15 protein-coding genes are annotated in these 19,538 nt (G+C 55.6%); 10 read left to right on the top strand and 5 right to left on the bottom strand.

Features of this window, described 5'->3' with window-relative positions; genetic code table 11:
• The first annotated feature begins 37 nt into the window (after window positions 1-37).
• The 6 genes from H8E27_04935 to H8E27_04910 all read left to right on the top strand — a co-directional run bounded on the left by H8E27_04935 (window position 38) and on the right by H8E27_04910 (window position 10,807).
• Window positions 38-4,261, top strand: a complete 4,224-nt coding sequence (locus H8E27_04935; GenBank protein MBC8324952.1) for a glycogen debranching enzyme N-terminal domain-containing protein — start codon at window positions 38-40, stop codon at window positions 4,259-4,261.
• Window positions 4,251-5,852, top strand: coding sequence for a DUF885 domain-containing protein (locus H8E27_04930; protein ID MBC8324951.1), 1,602 nt, complete (start codon window positions 4,251-4,253; stop codon window positions 5,850-5,852). Before H8E27_04935 ends, H8E27_04930 begins: the two co-directional genes overlap by 11 nt.
• Window positions 5,853-5,933: 81 nt before the next feature.
• Window positions 5,934-6,746, top strand: coding sequence for a hypothetical protein (locus H8E27_04925; GenBank protein ID MBC8324950.1), 813 nt, complete (start codon window positions 5,934-5,936; stop codon window positions 6,744-6,746).
• A gap of 43 nt (window positions 6,747-6,789) precedes the next feature.
• Window positions 6,790-8,520 (top strand): M3 family oligoendopeptidase, encoded by a 1,731-nt coding sequence (locus tag H8E27_04920; GenBank protein ID MBC8324949.1) that lies wholly within the window; start codon window positions 6,790-6,792, stop codon window positions 8,518-8,520.
• A gap of 3 nt (window positions 8,521-8,523) precedes the next feature.
• Window positions 8,524-9,423 carry a rhomboid family intramembrane serine protease gene (locus tag H8E27_04915; protein ID MBC8324948.1) on the top strand — a complete coding sequence of 300 codons (900 nt, stop codon included), beginning with the start codon at window positions 8,524-8,526 and terminating at the stop codon, window positions 9,421-9,423.
• 49 nt (window positions 9,424-9,472) lie between these two features.
• Complete coding sequence (locus H8E27_04910; GenBank protein MBC8324947.1) at window positions 9,473-10,807, top strand: adenylosuccinate lyase; 1,335 nt, start codon at window positions 9,473-9,475, stop codon at window positions 10,805-10,807.
• On the opposite strand, the gene H8E27_04905 is transcribed toward H8E27_04910, so the two are convergent.
• Window positions 10,804-11,703, bottom strand: coding sequence for a polyprenyl synthetase family protein (locus H8E27_04905; GenBank protein ID MBC8324946.1), 900 nt, complete (start codon window positions 11,701-11,703; stop codon window positions 10,804-10,806). The genes H8E27_04910 and H8E27_04905 overlap by 4 nt on opposite strands.
• 90 nt (window positions 11,704-11,793) lie before the next feature.
• Here H8E27_04905 and H8E27_04900 point away from each other — a divergent pair, with 90 nt between their 5' ends.
• Window positions 11,794-12,036, top strand: a complete 243-nt coding sequence (locus H8E27_04900; GenBank protein ID MBC8324945.1) for a DNA-directed RNA polymerase subunit omega — start codon at window positions 11,794-11,796, stop codon at window positions 12,034-12,036.
• Window positions 12,037-12,081: 45 nt separating this feature from the next.
• Complete coding sequence (gene smpB / locus H8E27_04895) at window positions 12,082-12,558, top strand: SsrA-binding protein SmpB (protein ID MBC8324944.1); 477 nt, start codon at window positions 12,082-12,084, stop codon at window positions 12,556-12,558.
• 62 nt (window positions 12,559-12,620) lie between these two features.
• Here the strand turns inward: smpB and rpmB are convergent, their stop codons facing one another.
• Both rpmB and H8E27_04885 read right to left on the bottom strand, forming a co-directional pair.
• On the bottom strand, window positions 12,621-12,887 hold the full coding sequence (gene rpmB, locus H8E27_04890; GenBank protein MBC8324943.1) for a 50S ribosomal protein L28: 267 nt from the start codon (window positions 12,885-12,887) through the stop codon (window positions 12,621-12,623).
• 79 nt (window positions 12,888-12,966) lie between these two features.
• Window positions 12,967-14,757 (bottom strand): threonine--tRNA ligase, encoded by a 1,791-nt coding sequence (locus tag H8E27_04885; protein MBC8324942.1) that lies wholly within the window; start codon window positions 14,755-14,757, stop codon window positions 12,967-12,969.
• 182 nt (window positions 14,758-14,939) lie between these two features.
• Between H8E27_04885 and H8E27_04880 the strand changes: the two genes are divergently transcribed.
• The gene (locus H8E27_04880; GenBank protein ID MBC8324941.1) at window positions 14,940-15,509 is read left to right on the top strand and encodes an SIS domain-containing protein; all 570 of its coding nucleotides are present in this window, start codon (window positions 14,940-14,942) and stop codon (window positions 15,507-15,509) included.
• A 148-nt stretch (window positions 15,510-15,657) separates the two neighbouring features.
• Window positions 15,658-17,073, top strand: coding sequence for an excinuclease ABC subunit UvrC (locus H8E27_04875; protein ID MBC8324940.1), 1,416 nt, complete (start codon window positions 15,658-15,660; stop codon window positions 17,071-17,073).
• Window positions 17,074-17,117: 44 nt separating this feature from the next.
• Here H8E27_04875 and fdhD read toward each other — a convergent pair whose 3' ends face one another.
• Both fdhD and H8E27_04865 read right to left on the bottom strand, forming a co-directional pair.
• The gene (fdhD, locus tag H8E27_04870) at window positions 17,118-17,924 is read right to left on the bottom strand and encodes a formate dehydrogenase accessory sulfurtransferase FdhD (protein ID MBC8324939.1); all 807 of its coding nucleotides are present in this window, start codon (window positions 17,922-17,924) and stop codon (window positions 17,118-17,120) included.
• Window positions 17,925-17,927: 3 nt separating this feature from the next.
• Window positions 17,928-19,505: a molybdopterin-dependent oxidoreductase gene (locus H8E27_04865; protein ID MBC8324938.1), complete on the bottom strand. Its 1,578-nt coding sequence runs from the start codon at window positions 19,503-19,505 to the stop codon at window positions 17,928-17,930.
• Window positions 19,506-19,538 lie beyond the last annotated feature (33 nt).

Raw genomic sequence — 19,538 nt, 5'->3', positions numbered from 1 at the left:
TTCCAGCCTCACTTAAAATCGGCTTGAATCGCCGCGTATGGGAGATTTGCAAATGCAACCCGCAGCCGGCGAGCGGCTGGTTCGATACGTCGGCGATCGGTTGCGATTTACGCTGTCCGGCGCGGCGGGAACGCATTCGGTTTTTTTGCGCACAAACATTGGTCGCGCGGCATCCTTGCGGCATGGCATTATTCGCCAAATCCAAGAACACGAAGTTCAAATTGAGGCGTCGTGGCGCGATGTCCCGATGCGGCTCGAGGGCGATGAGTGGGTGGTCGAATTCGCGTTGGCCGAGGTGGGGTGGTTTCAGGCAAAGGCGTACGCCGTTGATTCGGACGGCCAACAGCACTGGCCACAGGGTGAAAATTTTGGGCTTTCCGTGCATCCCAATGATGCGCGTTGCGCGAACACAATTTACTGTTGTTTCCCGCGCATGTTCGGTCCGAACAAAACCGCGCGTGAAACCACCGCTCGCGATGGCAACGAGCAAATCCAAAAACTCGATCATGAAGGTTATGCCGTCATCCCGCCGAGTGGGACATTTCGCGACGTCATCGCCGAACTGCCTCATATCATGGACACCCTCGGTTGTCGCATACTACATATGTTGCCAGTTAATTCCACGCCCACTACTTACGCACGGATGGGCCGTTTCGGCAGCCCGTACGCCTGCGGCGATCTCACCGACATCGATCCCGCGCTCGTGCAGTTTGATAAACGCGCTACGGGGGTGCAGCAGTTTTGCGAACTGACCGATGCTGTTCACGCGCGCGGCGGGCGACTTTTTCTCGATCTCGTCATCAACCATACCGGCTGGGGCAGCACGTTGCAGGAGGAACATCCCGAGTGGTTTCTGCGCGAAGACAACGGCGAATTCGCAAGCCCCGGCGCGTGGGGAAACACGTGGGGTGATCTCGTCGAACTGGAGCCACATCATCGCGGGCTGTGGGAGCATCTCGCCGAAGCCTTCCTCACGTGGTGCCGTCGCGGCGTCGATGGATTCCGCTGCGATGCCGGGTACAAAGTGCCGATGCCCGTTTGGCGTTACATCATCGCGCGCGTCCGTGAGGAATTTCCAGACACCATTTTCCTGCTCGAAGGCCTCGGCGGTGGTTGGGAGGACACCGAAAACCTCCTCACCCAAGGCGGCATGCAATGGGCCTACTCCGAGCTGTTTCAGGAATACAACGGCGACAATATTTCCGGCTACCTCGACCACGCGCTGCTGCAAAGCCCCCGCATCGGCACGCTCGTTAATTACAGCGAAACCCACGACAACCCGCGCCTCGCCGAACGCGGCCGCGTGTGGTCGCTCATGCGCAATCGCCTCTGCGCGCTCACCAGTGTCAACGGCGGGTTCGCCTTCACTAACGGCGTTGAGTGGCTCGCCGACGAACGCGTAAACGTCCACAACGCCCGCGGGCTCGCCTGGGGCAGCGAGGAAAACCTGATCGCCGAGTTGGCGCGCTTGAATGAATTGCTTTCTCATCACCCCTGTTTTCGCGATGGCGCTACATTCAAGCGCCTTACTCCGGATGACTCTCCAATTTTTGCACTGGAACGAACTTCAAGCTGCGGCGAGAGAGTCGTGGTGCTAATCAACAGCGACTCTGAGTCGCCGCACGAATGGCATATCCCACGTGTCGAAATGCCCGCCGACGAAAGCTGGATCGATCTGCTCGGCGGTTCACCAATGGGTGTGGCGTGGCTGTCCGACCACGTCCATTTCAAAATGCAACCCGGTCAAGTCTTTTGCCTCGCTGCGAGTGAATCTGAATTGAAAACCGACTATCGCACAGCGCGCGCACGTGTTGCGTGGGCGATACAATGTCTGGCCACGGTTTTCGAGCCGGAAGAAATTGGACCGTACGACTGGGCCGCTTTGTCTGAATTAGTGGCAGACGATCCTGAAAAATTTCTGGCCGCCATCAGCTGGATGGACGCGAATGCCACCGACTTGTTGGTGGAAATTAAAACCGCGATGGAACGCACTGGCTATCCGCAAATCACCACGTGGCGTGCGGCAGATGCCTCCCGCATTTTGCCCGTGCCACACGGCCATTGGTTGTTGTTGCGCGATGAGCAGCCGTTCCGCGTGAGTTTGGATGAATCCCATCACGCCGAATCGGTGCCGGTGGGTGACGGGCACGCGGCTGCTTTTCCGCCAGACTTTACTGGAGGCGCGCGTTTGATGATGCGCCGACTCAATGAAAAACCCGAGCCGATTTGTGGGGAATTGTTGTTTCTGAATAACCAGCCCGCCGACGAGCCTTTTAACGCAGCGGTGGTGCGCGCGGAAGCTGAACCCACCGAAAGCCCCATCGCGCTCCTCACCAACGGACACGGTGCGATGGCGCGGATGGCGGTGGACTTGGGTAGTATTAAATCCAAGTACGATTGCCTGCTTGCCGCCAATCTGCACAACTCCTTGCCGGTCAACCGCACCGTGCTCGCCAAGCGCGCCCGCGTGTGGGCCGTCGCTGATGGGTTCATCACACCGCTCGATGCGGATAACCTCCTCCAATTCCAGCCCGGCCCGCCGGCTCGCTGGCGGTTCCTTATCAGCGCGGGTGACAATCGCACAGTGGAAGTTGAACTGACCGCCGCGATGCCGTCGGGTGCGAATGCGACGGTGCTGGAGTTTCGTCGAATGTATGGCCAACCCACGCAAGGCGCTGCACTTTCAAAAAATAAATCGTTTTTCCTGACCGTTCGGGTGGACATCGAAAACCGTGATTTTCATTCTGAAACTCATTTGAGCGATGCGGCTTATCAATATTTTGAGGAACACGTCCGTGAACTTCCAAATGAAATCGGTTTTGCCTTCGAGGCATCGCCTGAAACGCGACTGACCGTCGAGGTAAGCAGCGGAAATTATCATCACGAGTTTGAATGGGTGCGTGACATCGCCCATCCAGTCGAGGCCAGTCGCGGCCACGCGCCAAGCGGAGATGCTTGTAGCCCGGGTTGGTTTGAATTGCCGTTGACACCGGGTGAAAGTGTGAGGCTAACAACGAGCGTCGGCAGATTCAAAAGCTCGCCTCTCCATGGTGACGACTCTCAATGGAGTGACGAGCATGCGAATCGGTTTGCCGCCCGCCTCAAAAACTCGTTGGAAAAATTCATCGTCCAGCGTGGCACCGGCAAAACCGTAATTGCGGGTTACCCGTGGTTTCTTGATTGGGGCCGCGACACGCTCATCGTCGCGCGAGGAATGCTGGCGGCAGGGATGATCGATGAGGTGCGCGACCTCGTGGTGACATACGCCGCTTTGGAAGAAAACGGCACCTTGCCAAACTCATTGCGCGGCGACGATTCGACTAATCGCGAAACTTCCGACGCGCCATTATGGTTTGGCGTTGTATGTGAAGAATTGGCTGCGACTGGGGTTGATTTAAATCAGTTGCGCGCGGGTGAGCGTTCGGTGTTGGGTGTGCTGCAATCCTTTGCCCTGCACTACCGCGATGGAACGCCGAATGGTATTCGCATGGACACCGCGAGCGGATTGATTTGGAGTCCAACCCATTTCACGTGGATGGATACCAACCACCCTGCAGGTTCGCCGCGCGAGGGTTACCCTGTGGAAATTCAAGCACTGTGGCTGCGGCTGCTTCGTCAATTGGGTGGTGAATGGGAAGCGTTGCTGGAAAAGGCGGAGGCATCATTCCAATCACTTTTCAAAATTGAAAACGACTGGCTGGCGGATCAGTTGATTGCTCCGCCAAACATGGGTGCCTCCGAAGCCAAGCCGGATAATGCACTGCGGAGCAACGGGCTTTTGGCGGTGGCGCTGGGCGAAGTGACGGGTAAACCGGCACGCGAAATGGTAGCGGCAGCGCAGCGGTATTTGGTGGTGCCCGGCGCGGTGCGATCCCTGGCACCCTTGCCGGTGGAGCCGCCACTGCCGGTGCGGACAGGTGAAGGCGATTTGCTAAACAATCCGCAAGAGCCATATTGGGGTCGTTACGAAGGAGACGAAGACACGCGGCGCAAACCGGCTTATCATAACGGGACGGCATGGGTTTGGCCATTGCCAGTGTTCTGCGAAGCACTGGTGAGGGCGTGGGATTTTTCGCCAGAGAGTGTGGCAGCCGCACGGTCGTATTTGTTGTCCGTGGAACCGTTGCTCAATGAAGGCTGCCTTGGGCATTTGCCCGAAGTGCTCGACGGCGACGCGCCGCACACGCAACGCGGTTGCGACGCGCAGGCTTGGAGCGTGTCAGAAGCATTTCGGGTTTGGAATTTATTAAATGAAAAATAGCAACGAAACACAAAATCGGTTTGAAGGCATTCTCGATGAATATTTTGAGGCTGCTCTGCGGGAGAATCCAGTTTGGGCCAATGCGCTCGGTTTGCGGGCAGGCGAAGGTAAATTGGGCAGAACCGGATTAGCAGCGGCAAGGAAGGGGGAGGTGTTGCGCCAAAAGGCGCTTTCTAAGCTGGAAGACTTGGCCGTGCAGGAATTGAGCGCGGAACAGCATTTAGATCGGCTCGCATTGCGGGCTATGTTGTTGGCCGAGTGCGAGGATTATGATCGCGGACTGCATCGCCTGGAGCCGGATGCGGTAGATTGTGTTTTTGGCGTGCTGCTGCATGAATTGCAGCGCGGTGAGGATGAGCCCGCGCGCGCGAAGCGAAATGTGCGCAGTTTGCTCAAGGAGGCTCCCCGTTATTTGGCGCAGTCGGCCAAAATGATTGATCGTCCCGAACGCGTCTGGCGCAAAATTATGCAGCAATCCGTTGCGGGATCGGGGGCATTGTTTGGGGCGGTGAAAACATTTTTGGGTGCAAAGGATGCCTCATTGATCGCCTCTGCTCAACGTGCCGTGGGGCGTTATCACGATGCGGTGATGGCGCGGCCGTTGGCACCGCGCAACTCATTCGCATTGGGCGCGGACCGTTTGCAACGACGAGTACGCGACGAATTGGGGCTTGATTACACGCTCGGTCAAGTGGAAGCGGTGGCCTTGGCAGAGGCGGAGCGGATTGGAGGGCTGGTGAAAACTGCTTGCGCAAAGTATGGCAAAGGCAAATCGGCGAAGACGATAATTGAAAAGGCGCGTGCGGAATGGAATCCGGGCGGCGAATTGCTGGAGGTGTATCGGGCGGAAACCAATCGCGTAGCGAAAGGCTTTAAGGCGGCAAAGGCGGTGAGTTTTCCGAAGGGCGACGAATTGCAAGTGCGATTGGTTCCGGAGTTTATGCGGCACTTATATCCGACGGCGGCCTATTCCTCGCCGGGGCCATTTGAGAAACGACAGCGCGGTATTTTTTGGGTGAACGATTTGAGCCTCACCAAAACCAACGCGGCGGATAAATTAGCTGAAGTGCAACAGCACTTTGGGATTTCGCTAACCTCCGCGCATGAGGCATATCCGGGGCATCATCTGCAATTCGTCACCGCCAATACTCACGCGCGCAAGTGGCGACCGCTGTTTGCGCACGCGGTGTTTTATGAGGGCTGGACGCTTTGGTGCGAACAAATGATGACCGATTTGAAAATTGATAAATCGCCGTGGACAAAAATTATCCAACTCCACGATGCCCTCTGGCGCGCGCATCGTATCCTCGTTGATTTGCGGCTGCAATCGGGCCGCTACACTTACGAGCAAGGCGTGAAACATTTACAACGGCATATCGGCTTCACAAAAGCCCGCGCCGAGGCGGATGTAAACTGGTACACCAGCTCGCCCGCTGTGCCGATGAGCTACTGGCTCGGTCGCCTGGAAAACGCACGTCTCCACAAGCGCTTAGTGCAGGGACGCGGTTGGAGCCTGAAAAAATTCAACGATTGGCTGCTCTCCTTCGGCACACTGCCGCAAAGTTGGCTGGAAAAATACGGGTTGGATTAATGTAGCCCGGGCCGCTGGCCCGGGTTGAATGACTTTTGGAAACCACCCGGGCCACCGGCCCGGGCTACGATGGCTACACACATGAATTTGCTTTTGACACTCATCGCAATCGCGCTGTCCATTGGCGGTTGGCGTTTGGGTTTGCGCGCGCAAAAATTGCCGGGACATTGGTGGGCACTGGGTTATGCGATTCCGGTTGCGTTCATTCTTGCCTTTGGCGCTGCGCGGCGGTTTCAGCAGGTGGAATTTCTGCCGCCCATTACTTGGCTGATGGCGGGCCGCACCGAGTTTGTTTTGATGGGCGGCGCGGTGACGCTGCTGTTCACCACGATTTTGCCAAAACTCTCTACGGATAATCTTCGCAAACTCATCACGGTGATGATGGTTTTGGCAGCGATCAATTCACTGGTGCCTTTTATCGCGTCGGCCATGTTGCGCGGTAAATTGACGGCGATGAAAACGCGTTGGCACGGCAACGGGGAGGTGTGTGCGCAGACCAGCGATTACACCTGCGGCCCGGCCTCGGCGGTGACGGGGTTGCGACGATTGGGAGTGGACTCGGGCGAAGGCGCGCTGGCGGTGGCGGCGCACACCACGCATTTTACGGGCACGGAGCCGGATGAATTGGCGCGGGCAATCAACCGGCTGCACGAGCGCGATGGTGTGGTGGCGGAGTATTGCTGGTTCGATTCGCTGGCGGATTTGCCGAAAGAGGGCTCGGTGCTGCTTCGCATCAAATACGGTTTTATGATGGATCACTGGGTGGCTTGGCTGGGTGAGGAAGATGGGAAAATGATTTTGGGTGATCCGCTTTCCGGTCGAATGGAGATTTCGGCTGAGCAATTGCGGGAGCGTTGGCGGCACACGGGGGTTTGGATTCGGCGTGCTGACTGATTTTTGGCTCGCAACTGGCGGGCATTTTGACATCGTCCCGCGCATGGAATTATTGCCGTTTGGAATACTCGCCCCTTACAAACCGCGCGCATTCGTGCCGACAGATCTCAAGCTTGATAGCTGGAATACCATCGAGCCGTTTTTTGATCAACTCGCCGAGCGCATTGGCAGTTGTGAATCGGCGGCTGATCTCGAGGCGTGGATTTTGGAAGTCAGCGAGTTGAGCGCGATCCTCGATGAAGATGGCTCACGTCGGTACATCGCGATGACGTGCCACACTTCCAATGAAGACGCCAAGAAGGGCTACCTCGATTTTGTGGAGAACATCGAGCCGGGAATGAAGGAGAAATTTTTTCAATTGTCCAAATTGTTTGTGGAACATCCGCAGCGTTGCAATTTGCCCGAGACTCGTTACGAAGTGCTCGACCGCGATTGGGCGTCGTACGTGGAATTGTTCCGCGAGGAAAATGTGCCGCTGGAAACGCAGGAAACCAAGCTCGGTCAGGAATATCAGGAAATGATGGGCGCGCTCACCGTCGAGTTTCAGGGCGAAGAAAAAACGCTGGTGCAGATGGGTGTGTACTTACAGGAAAACGATCGTGCGCTGCGCCAAGAAGCTTGGGAGTTAGTCGCCAACAAACGGCTCGAAGTGGCGGATGCCTGCGATGAGCAGTTTGAAAAATTGATGGCGCTGCGCGTGCAGATTGCCGCCAACGCGGGCTTCAAGGATTACCGCGAGTTCAAGCACCTTTCCAAAGGGCGCTTTGATTATCAGCCGGACGATTGCTTTAAGTTTCACGAAGCCGTAGAGACGTTGGTGATGCCGTTGTACAATCAACTGCTCGCCGAGCGCCGCGAGCAAATGCAACTTGATACACTGCGCCCGTGGGATACCGGCGTGGATCCGCTGGGCCGGTCGCCGCTGAAGCCATTCACTGAAGTGGACGATATGGTGGCGCGCACCAAAAATATTTTCAATCACGTCGACGACGAATTGGCCGGTGGCTTCCAAACGATGCGCGACCATAAGCTGCTGGATCTTGCCAACCGCAAAGGCAAGGCACCCGGTGGATACCAAAGCAGTCTCCCCGAGGCGCGTCTGCCATTTATTTTTATGAACGCTGTGGGCCTGCAGCGCGATGTGGAAACGCTCCTCCACGAGGCCGGCCACGCCTTCCACACGCTGGCGGCTCAGGATGAGGACATTCATCATTACCAGCACGCGCCGCTGGAATTTTGCGAGGTCGCTTCGATGAGCATGGAACTGATTGGCAACGAGCATCTCGAGGAATTTTACGGCGAAGAAGAAGCCACACGCGCGCGGCGCGAACACCTCGAGGGGATCATCACCATCTTCCCGTGGATCGCCACGGTCGATGCGTTTCAACATTGGATTTACACGCACCCCGATCACACGCGCGAAGAGCGCGACGCCCAATGGATGGAGCTGCGCGCCCGCTTCGGTGGCGACATTGACTGGGCCGGCCACGAGCAATCTCACCTCAAACTATGGCATCGGCAGCTCCACATTTTTCTCATTCCGTTTTATTACATCGAATACGGCATCGCCCAGCTCGGCGCGTTGTGGGTGTGGAAAAACAGCAAAGGCGACCGCGCCAAAGCCCTGGCTGATTATAAAAACGCCCTCGCACTGGGTGGCTCGCGGCCCTTGCCGGAACTCTTCCAAGCCGCCGGTGCTCCATTTAGTTTTGATACCGATGCCTTCAAGCCGCTGATAGAACTGGTGCAAACCGAGCTGGCTGCGTTAAAGTAACCCATGCTTGATGACCGGCCATATATGCGCGAACCGGATTGGCAACCGGAAACCACGCGCGATGGAACCCCCATGTGGGGATGGCTCATCATTGCCAACGTGCTCTGCTTCATTTTGCAGTTTACGGTAGAAGGGTTTTATTCAAACTTGGCTTTGGTTCCGGAGTTGCTGAAACAGGGCCACGTTTACCAATTGTTCACGTTTCAGTTTTTGCATGGCGATCTATTTCACATCATCATCAACTGTCTGATGATTTGGATGATTGGCAAACCTATCGAAGAAGCATTAGGAAAAAACCGCATGCTCTTGATGTATCTCCTTTCGGGCATTATTGGGGGCTTGGTGCAATGCGGTTTGGCTTGGGGCGAAATCAATCCCGCCAGCGGTGTGGTGGGTGCGTCCGCGGGCGTCTTCGGGTTGATCGCGGCTTTTGCGGTTTTGCAGTGGAATCGTGAGATGACTATTCTTTTGATGTTCATCATCCCCGTGCGCATTCGTGCAAAATATCTGCTCATCGCATTGGCGGTGATCGGTGTGTTGGGTGTCCTGACGCAACGGAAAATTCTGGGCGGCCAAGGCCCGCTCGTGGCGCATGGGGCGCACTTGGGCGGACTGCTTGGGGGTGTGCTTTTCATTTTGGCATTTGTTCAGGGTGGTACTTTGGCTGGGGCGGAGCCGTGGTGGCAACGGTTACGCGAACGCTGGCAGGAACGCAAAGTGGTGACCATTGACGGCGGCGCACGGGCTTACCCACGTCGTACTTCCAAACGCAAGGTGCAAAAAGTTGAATTTGTTGAGGAAGATATCGACTCCATTCTTGACAAGATTTCTGCAAAGGGAATGGACAGCCTCACCGACAAGGAGCGGGATGCACTTGCCAAAGCCGCAAAAAGGCAACCGTGAATGACTTGCGCTCGACGCGCTTTATCTTCCTGCTTTATTCTCCCTGCAGATGATACCGCGCTATTCACAGCCCGAAATGCGGGCAATTTGGACTGACGAAAACAAGCTTAACCTCTGGCTGCAGATCGAGATGCATGCCAGCGAAGCTCTTGTAAAAGAGGGAGTCGTGCCCAAAGCCGACTTCGCGAAGATGAGGGTGGGGGCAGAAAAATGTTTCGCCAATCTGCCGGCGCTTGTCCGGCGCCAAAAGAAACTCGAGCGCACGCTCAATCACGATGTCATTGGTTTCACCACCGCGGTGGCCGAAAAGATCAATCATAAGGCCAGTCGATGGCTGCATTTTGGGCTGACCTCCAGCGACATCGTCGACACCGCCTTCGCCGCGCAAATGAAGCAAAGCACAGAGATTCTCATTGCCGATGTGAAGCAAGTCCGCAAGTCCATTGCCAAACAGGCGCGCAAACATAAGTTTACTGTTTGCATTGGCCGGAGCCACGGCATTCAAGCTGAGCCCACCACGTTTGGGTTGAAGATGGCGTTGATGTACGATGAGTTTGGCCGCGCGCTGCAGCGACTAGAGCGCTGTAAAGAAGTGGCCGCCATCGGCAAACTCTCCGGTGCTGTGGGCACCAACGCACATTTGCCGCCGCGCATTGAAAATTATGTCTGCAAAAAACTCGGCCTCAAAGTTGCCCCGCTTGCCACACAAGTGGTGCAACGCGATAACCACGCTGAGTTTATGAGCGCCATCGCTGTAGTTGGCGCGAGCATCGAGCGTTGGGCGGTGGAGTTCCGCCATTTGCAGCGCACCGAAGTGTTGGAGGCTGAAGAGCCATTTACCAAAGGTCAAAAAGGCAGTAGTGCGATGCCGCATAAGCGCAACCCCATCACGTGGGAGCGTCTTAGCGGGCTTTCCCGCGTGTTGCGCGGCAATGCGTTGGCTGCGATGGAAAACGTGGCCCTCTGGCACGAACGCGATATTTCCCACAGCAGCGTGGAGCGGATCATCTTCCCCGATTCCTGCACGCTGCTTGATTATATGTTCTCGCTGCTCCAACGAATGATGGACGGCTTGAATGTGTACCCGAAAAATATGCAAAAAAATTTGGGCCTCAGCCTCGGCATGTGGAACAGCCAAACCGTCTTGCTCGCCCTCATCCGAAAAGGGCTCACCCGCGAGGCCGCGTATTCGTTGGTGCAAGTCGCTGCGATGGAAACGTGGGCGGTAAAACATGCCGGTCGCGATGACGCCAGTTTCCTTGATCAATTGATGGCCGACCCCAACGTGGCCAAACATTTCAAAACCGGCGAGCTGGAAAAATTGTGTTCGGTGGAATTCCACCAAAAACACATTAACGCGCGCTTCAAAAAACTGGGGCTTTAAGTGTCCCGCTTCAGCAGATATTCCGCAATGGCTTCCAATGCGGTGGCTTTGCCATTGAACGGCTTGAGTGCGGCAAAGGCCTTGGCGGTGAGTTGGCTGGCGATTTTTTTGGATTTCTCCAGACCCACGATGGCGGGGTAGGTGGCCTTGGCGGTGGCGGCGTCTTTGCCGGCGGTTTTGCCGAGTTGCTCGGTGGTTTGGGTGCAGTCGAGAATGTCGTCGATGACTTGGAAGGCAAGGCCGATATGGTACCCGAAATCCGAAAGTGCCTTGAGTTGGGCGGGGCGGCAGTTGGCGCTCATTCCGCCGAGACGGACGGAGCAGGTGAGCAGTGCGCTGGTTTTGCGTTCGTGGATGTAGCGCAACTGAGGGAGGGAGAGTTTTTTGCCCTCGCCTTCTAGATCGGCGACCTGCCCAGCAATGAGCTGGAGCGATCCGGCGGTATGGGTGATCTCCGCGATGAGAGCGGCGTGAGAATAGCGTGGCCAGCCACGGGCTTTGCCAGCAATTTCAAAAGCCTGAGTGAGTAGCGCGTCACCCGCTAGCACAGCAATGCCCTCGCCGTAAACCTTATGGCTGGTGGGGCGCCCACGGCGGAAATCGTCGTTGTCCATCGAAGGCAAATCATCGTGGATGAGTGAGTAAGTGTGGATGCATTCCATGGCACACGCCAGAGGCATCGCGTCACCGACACTCCCGCCGCATGCCTCGGCGGCAGCAAGGGTCAGGATGGGGCGAATGCGTTTGCCGCCGGCAAATAGGCTGTATCGCATGGCCTGATGGAGCGTGGCGGGCTTGGTGCGGGCGGTGGGGAGGTGTTGGCCGAGTGCGCGGTCGACTTGTTTAGCCCGTTGTCGGGCGTAATTTTTGAGGTTAAAAGCGCGGTTTTCAGGCACGCGAGGGTTTTAATGCCTGGGCGCGGCTGCGGCAATGCTCGATTTTCTGCTTGCACCTTCTGCTGGAGCCTGTATTTTCCAGCCCCTTTAATGAATACAGAACTTTGCAACGAAGCGGTGACTTTAGTGGGGAACCCGAACATCCTCATCAATCTTGTGTCCGCGCGCGTGCGCCAGCTCAACTCCGGCTCAAGCCGACCGTTGATTGATGCCCCGATGCTGGGCTCGGCGGATATGGCGCTGACGGAGTTGGTGGAGAAAAAAATGGAATACTCCATCCTCGATGAAGAGATGGCTTCTGAGGTCAAGAAAGCCAAGAAGCGTCGCAAATAACCGGCGCTCCAGATTTTGTTTGCCGGATTTATTCCGGCCTTTTTTATGCCTGCGAAAAAAGCCAGTATGGATATCATCACTAACTCCAAGGCGCGACGGGATTATGAAATCACCGAAACGCTCGAGGCGGGATTGGTGCTGCGGGGTACCGAGGTGAAATCACTTCGCGCCGGCAAGGGGCAAATTCGCGAAGCCTTCGCTCGAGTGGATAACAATGGCCAGCTTTGGCTGATGAATTGCCACATCGACGAATACACCCACGGCAACCGGCACAATCACGAGCCAACAGCTTCGCGCCGTCTTTTGCTGCACCGTCGGGAAATTGATCGTTTGCAGGGATTGACCCAAGCCAAAGGGCTGTCCATTTTGCCGCTTAAATTATACTGGAAAGAGGGGTTGGTAAAAGTCCTGCTTGGCATTGGCCAAGGTAAACGCAAGACCGACAAACGCGAAACCATCAAAAAACGCGAAAGCGATCGCAATCTTCGGCGAGTGATGATGCATTCGGTGAAGGGGCGTTAAAATTTCAGGCACAAAAAAACGCGGCTATGTCCAGTCGCGTTGGAAATGCATTAGATGTGCGTTTAAGCCTTTTCTTCAGGCTTCTTCCAGTTGCGCTTGGGCGCCTTGGTGATGAGGCCTTTCTTGATAGCACTGGCGGCCACGCGGACGTATTTTACCGTGCCATTCTCAGTGATGATTTTCACGCGCTGAATGTTGGGGATGAACCGGCGCTTATTAACCTTGGTGACGTGACGGCCAATGCCGCCTTCTTTTTTCGCCTTACCGCTGCGGGAAATAGTGCCGCCGACGTGTGGGCGTTTTCCGGTGATTTTACAAACTCTAGCCATAATGTTCTCCCTCAATTTTCTGTTTGGGGCGCGGAGAATACCAGCCCAAGCCGAACTGGCAAGCCCTATTTGCGTCAATTTACAGGCTTCTGGAGGAAATCGCAGCTTGAATGTCCGTTAATGCGGCTTCAATCGGTTTCACGCCCTGGTCGCCTTGGCCGTGGACCCGGAGGGCGACGCTGGCGGTTTCCTGCTCTTTTTTGCCGAGGATAAGCATCGTGTGGACTTTGTTCATCTCGGCATCGCGGATTTTGCCGCCGACTTTGTTGCCGGAAAAATCTGCGCCGCAACGGATGCCGGCATTTTTGAGTCGGTCGAGAATTTGCCCGGCGTACTCATTTTGGTGTTCGGTAATCGGCAGCACGCGCACTTGCTCGGGCGCGAGCCACAGTGGAAAGTTGCCGGCAAAGTGCTCGATGAGAATGCCCATAAAGCGCTCGAAGCTGCCGAAGGGAGCGCGGTGAATCATCACGGGTTGATGCGCGGTGTTGTCCGCGCCAACGTATTCGAGACCAAATCGCTCGGGCAAATTGTAATCGAGCTGCACCGTGCCGAGTTGCCATTCGCGGCCAAGGCAATCCTTCACCATAAAATCGAGCTTCGGTCCGTAGAACGCCGCTTCGCCTGTCACGGTATCGTGCGGGATATTCATGTCCGTCGCCACGCGAGCGAGCGTGGCTTCGGCGGCGTCCCAGTGGGCGGGGTCGCCGGTGTACTTGTCGCTGCCCGGTTCGCGCAGACTCACTTGCACGCGGAAATCATCGAGGCCGAGGGTCTTCAACGTTTTAAGTGTGAGATCGACCGTGTCGCGAATCTCTGCTTCCACCTGTTCCTGCATACAAAAAAGATGGGCGTCATCTTGCGTTAACCCGCGCACACGCGTCATGCCGCTCAGTTCTCCGCTTTGTTCGTATCGGTACACCGTACCAAATTCAGCCAGGCGAATGGGGAGCTCGCGATAGCTGTGTTTCTGCGCCGCAAAAATTTGGATGTGATGCGGGCAGTTCATTGGCTTGAGGAGATACTCCTCATTTTCGTCCGCTGTGATCGTCGGATACTGGCTCTCTTTGTAATACGGGAAATGCCCTGATTTTTTGTAAAGCTCAATGCTGCCAATGTGCGGCGTGAACACTGGATTGTATCCGCGCTGCGTTAACTCGCCCTGCATAAAGCTTTGTAACTCCGAGCGCACGATGCCGCCTTTGGGCATCCACAAAACTAAACCTTGCCCCACCAACGGCGACAGCGTAAACAAGCCCTGCTCGCGACCAATTTTTCGGTGGTCGCGCTTGGCCGCTTCTTCCCGCATCTCAAGCCATTCGTTGAGCTGCGTTTTGTTCTTAAACGCCGTGCCGTAAATGCGTTGCAACTGCGGGTTCTTTTCGTTGCCACGATAATACGCCGCCGCCAGTCGCAGTAATTTAAACGCTTTTACATTTCCCGTGCGTGGCACGTGTGGGCCGGCGCATAAATCAAAAAATTCGCCATTGCGATAAAAGGTGATTTGTTCGTCCTCCGGAATGTCATTGATCCGCTCCAGCTTGAACGGTTGCTCCAGTTTCGCGTAATGCGCCTTCGCTTCGTCGCGTGTCATCTCGGATATCTCGAAGGGCTGATTTTCCTTTACCACCTTCGTCATTTCCGCCTCGATTTTTTCAAAATCATCGGGTGTGAAGCGATGTTCCAAATCGAAGTCGTAATAAAACCCCTCATCCGTTGGCGGCCCGATATCCAGTTTTGCCTCCGGCCATATCCGCAGTACCGCCGTAGCCAGCACGTGCGCACACGAATGCCGAATGCGCGACAGCCCATCCATCTCCCGCCGCTCCTCCAGCGTTTTCCGCTGCACCTCATTTTTAGCACCTTCCATTCGCCGCGTTGTGTAGCGTAAAAACAGGGTTGCGAAAAGAAAATTGGGGGCAACCACGGCTGAGTCATTTTAAGACACGGATTTCACGGCTTTACACAAATGGTTAGAATCCGTGCGAATTCGTAAAATCCCTGTCTCCCTTTTGGGCTGACTCCGCGACATATTTGGGATACGCTTCGCCGATGAAGGAGTGGATTTCTGATTACATCGCCGCCGAGCGAAAGGCGCTCGACACCATCCCCGTGGACCAAGTGGCCGCCGCCATCGAGACAGTGAAGGAGGCGCTAAAAAATGACGGCCAGATTTTTGTGTTCGGCAACGGCGGCAGTGCATCGAACTGCTCGCACTTTGCCACCGACCTTGGCAAGGGCTCGTCGGATGCCGTAGGCAAACGGTTTAAAGTTTTTAGTCTTAATGACAACGTGAGTTGGATGACCGCCATTGGCAACGATTACAGATATGACGACATTTACCGCCGCCAACTCGAAAATTACGCCGAGGCAGGCGATGTGGTGCTGACGATGAGCGTGAGCGGCAACTCCCCCAATCTCATTGCCGCCTGCGAGTGGGCAAAGGAAAAGGGCCTGAATATCATCGCCCTCATCGGTGGCAAACGCGGCAAGCTTGCCGACCTCGCCGATAATTGCATCGTCATCGATGAAACTCACTACGGCCGCGCCGAGGATTGCCAAATGGGCATAGCCCATATGATTTGCTACGCTTTCATAGAAAACCCTGAGTGGGCGGAGTGAATGAGGTGAGCAGTAAGCGGTGAGCTGTTAGCAGTGCGCCCAAAAACTGCTCACCGCTCACTGCAAACCGCTCATCCCAACAATGCCTGCCACCGACGCCATTCGCAGTAAGGTCAGTGAGCTGCCGCATAAACCGGGCATTTATTTGATGAAAGACCGGCTGGGCACGGTCATTTATGTTGGTAAAGCGCGAGACCTTCGCAAGCGCGTGAGCCAATATTTTCATCCCTCGCGCCGGATGAGTTGGGATGTGAAATTCCGCGCGCTGGTTGAGGGCATTCATGATTTCGATGTGCACGTCGTGAAGGGTGAGGCCGAGGCGCTGCTACTTGAGAGTCGCCTCATCAAGCAATACAAACCGCGTTACAACGTCAGCTTCCGTGATGACAAACGCTACTTAATGCTCAAGGTGAACCTCAACGATCCGATCCCGCGCTTCGCTCTTACGCGGCTGAAGATAGACGACAACGCGCGCTATTTCGGCCCGTTCCCCAGCGGGACCGCTCTTAAACGGACGCTCGAGCTCGCGCGCCACAAATTCAATTTACGCGGTTGCAAGCCCTTCACTCCTGATGAGCACGAATACAAACATTGCCTTTATGGGCACCTCGAAGTGTGTAGCGCACCGTGCATTGAAAAAGTCACCCGTGAGCAATACCGAATGCAGGTTGAAAACGCCTGCGATTTCTTAACCGGCCACTGCGCTGAAATACTAGGCCAACTCGAGGCCGCGATGCACAAAGCCGCCGAATCACGCGACTACGAACGCGCCGCAAAAATACGTGATCAAATTGACGCGCTTCGGGATACCACACGCAAAACCACCCGCTACCATCGCCTTCCCAACGAACTTCCTCTCGCCATCGACCCCGATCGTGACCTCGCACAACTCGCCAAAGAATTGGGCCTCGCCGAACCGCCCGCGCGCATTGAGGGTTTTGATATATCGAACATCAGCGGCACATTTATGATTGCGTCGATGGTTGTCTTCCGCAATGGCCGTCCAGCTAATTCCGAGTATCGCCGCTACAAAATGAAGGCCGTAAAATCTCAGAACGATTTCGCCTGTATGGCCGAAGCCGTCAGTCGCCGGTACGCACGCCTTAAAAAAGAAAAACGTCCGATGCCAAATCTCATCCTCATTGATGGGGGTAAAGGCCAGCTCAGCGCCGCCACCGCAGAGTTGGAGGAGCTGGGTTTGGCTGACATTCCCGCTATCGGACTGGCTAAAGAATTCGAAGAAATCCATCGCCCCAACGAAATGGAGTCGCTGCGATTGGGCTTAGACAACGCCGCTTTGAAACTTCTCCAACGCGTTCGTGACGAGTCCCATCGATTCGCCAACACTTTCAATGTTGAATTGCGCCTCAAAAAAATTTCCGAAAGCGTGCTGGACGAATTCCCTGGCATCGGGGCCAGTCGCAAAGCGGCGTTGCTAAAACATTTTGGGAGCCTCCAAAGATTGCGCGAAGCAACTGTGGAACAAATTTCCGAGGTGTCCGGTTTTGGGGTGAAAGGCGCGCAATCTTTACGGGAGTATCTGGACGCCCGCAATGATCGGTAGAGCGGTTTTTCCGATCCCGCCATTGCGCGCTCGGGGAGCACGCCCTACTGCACTCGCTGCGCTCCCGCATAAACATTCATCGTTTTCCCTCGGACGAATCCGGCCAGTGTTTGCCCGCTGTCCTGTGCAAATTCCACTGCCAAGGATGAAGGTGCGGACACGGCCGCTACGATTGGAATGCGTGCGGCCAGTGATTTTTGCATAATTTCAAATGAAGCGCGGCCGCTTACCAACAAAATGCTTTGTGATAAATCCACACGATCCAAAAACGCATTGCCGATCACTTTGTCCACCGCGTTGTGCCGCCCGACATCTTCGCGGCTGACGGTGAGAAATCCTTCCATCGAAAACAGCCCTGCCGCGTGCAGTCCGCCGGTTTGGTCAAAAGTGGGCTGAGCCACGCGAAGTTTATCCGGCAACGCAGCCAGCATTTTGGCGTTCACCTCTGATTGGTTTACCACCGGGGGAAAATGTTGATGCACGCTATCAATGCTCGCTTTGCCGCAAAGGCCACAGCTGGAGCTGGCGAAAAAATGGCGCGTGAGTTGCCCGAAATCCACCTCCACATCCGGCGTCAGAAAAACATTCATTGTGTTACGCAGTTGCGCCGCTTCGCCCTCGCGACAGTGTGCGATCTCACTGATATCCCGCCGGTTTTGAATGATATTTTCCGTGACTAAAAATCCGGCTGCTAAATCTTCGTCGTGCCCCGGTGTGCGCATCGTGATGGCAATGCTCCGTCCACGAACACGAATTTCCAGCGGCTCCTCGGTGGCCACGGTGTCAGTTTCTGCAGGATTAAGCGTGTCGCCATTCCAGCGTTGAATCTCGATTGACTTAGATTCTCCCATTTTTTATGCCGGTTCCACGCGCACGGCGCAGACTTTCAGTTCAGCGGTTTCGGTGATGGGATCGTAGCCGGAGCCGGTGAGGATATTCACGGGGACGTCGTTGAAACTGAAGCTACAAAATACCGTGCCGGGTGGTGATTGGCCGGAGGCACGCACGCGAATTTTTACGGTGCCGCGACGGCTGGTGAGGTTGGCAAAACCGCCATCAGTGAGTTGAAGTGCAGTGAGGTCATCCGGGTGAACCTCCAGTGATTCTTCATTCAATAAATAATCGATGCCCGTTGAGCGCCCGGTTTGCGTGCGCGTGTGGTAGGCTTGCAGTCGGCGACCGGTGGTGAGCCATAGAGGATATTTGTCGTCCACCACCTCGGCGGGGTCGCGGTAGTTGATAATGCTGAACAGGCCGCGGCCGTTTTTGAATTCACCTTCGTGCAGTATCGGTGTGCCGGGATGATCATTTTCCGGCACGGGCCATTGGTACTCGGCGTTTTCGATGCGGTCCCAATCGAGCCCCGCGTAGATTGGCGAAAGATCGCAGAGTTCATTGAAAACATCTTTGGCAGATTCAAATTCGAAACCGGGGATGTCGAGTCGCTGGGCAATTTGTGAAACAATCCACCAATCCGGTTGCGCTTCGCCCTGCGGCGGCACGGCCTGACGGAGGCGCTGTACGCGGCGTTCGGTGTTCACACACACGCCATCGGTTTCGCCAAAGGCAGTGGCGGGTAAAACCACATCGGCCAGCTCGGCGGTTTCAGTGCGGAAAATATCGATGAGCACGAGATGGTTGAGCGACTCGAGCGCGTGTTGGCAATGGGCGCGGTCGGGGTCGGACACCACGGTGTTCTCGCCATTGATAATCATCGCGTGGATAGATTTGCCGCATTCATTCAGGGCAGTGACTTTGGTGATGCCTTTTTCTGCATCAATCGCACGGCCATAAAGTTTTGCAAATTTCTTTTGGCAATCGGGATCATTCACTGGTTGAAAGCCGGGATAATTAGCCGGCACCGCGCCGGAATCACCTGCGCCTTGAATGTTGTTTTGCCCGCGCATGGGATTGATGCCTGTGCCTTCGCGTCCGAGGTTCCCGGTCATCAACGCAAGATTACAAAGGCTCTGCACATTATCCACGCCGCAAATGTGCTCGGTGATGCCGAGTGTGTAAAAGATCGCACCGCGATCCGCGCCGCCGTACAACCGTGCGGCTTCCTCGATGTCAGTGGGGTTGAGCCCGGTGATTTCGGCGGCCCATTCGGGAGTAAAGTTTTTCAGGTGCTCAAGAAATTCATTGGCGCCTTTTGTGCGTTCGGCGATGAACGTTTTATCCGTCAAATTTTCTCGGGAAATTACGTGCGCCATGCCGAGCAGCAACGCGACATCCGAGCCCACACGTAAAGGCAAATACAGGTGCGCCATTCCCGCGAGCGGGATTTTGCGGGGATCGGCGACGATCATTTTTGCGCCGCGCTTGAGGGCTTTTTTAATGCGCGTGGCAGCGACCGGATGGCACTCGGTCATATTGGTGCCGATGCAGAAAATTACGTCCGGTTTGTCCATGTCCGCGAGGGGGTTGGACATAGCTCCGCGCCCGATGGTGGCCGCCAGACCGGC

The organism is Limisphaerales bacterium, assembly GCA_014382585.1.
GTDB lineage: Bacteria > Verrucomicrobiota > Verrucomicrobiia > Limisphaerales > UBA1100 > JACNJL01.
Note: the sequence above shows the minus strand (reverse complement) of the source record. Positions and strands in the feature narration are given on the sequence as shown.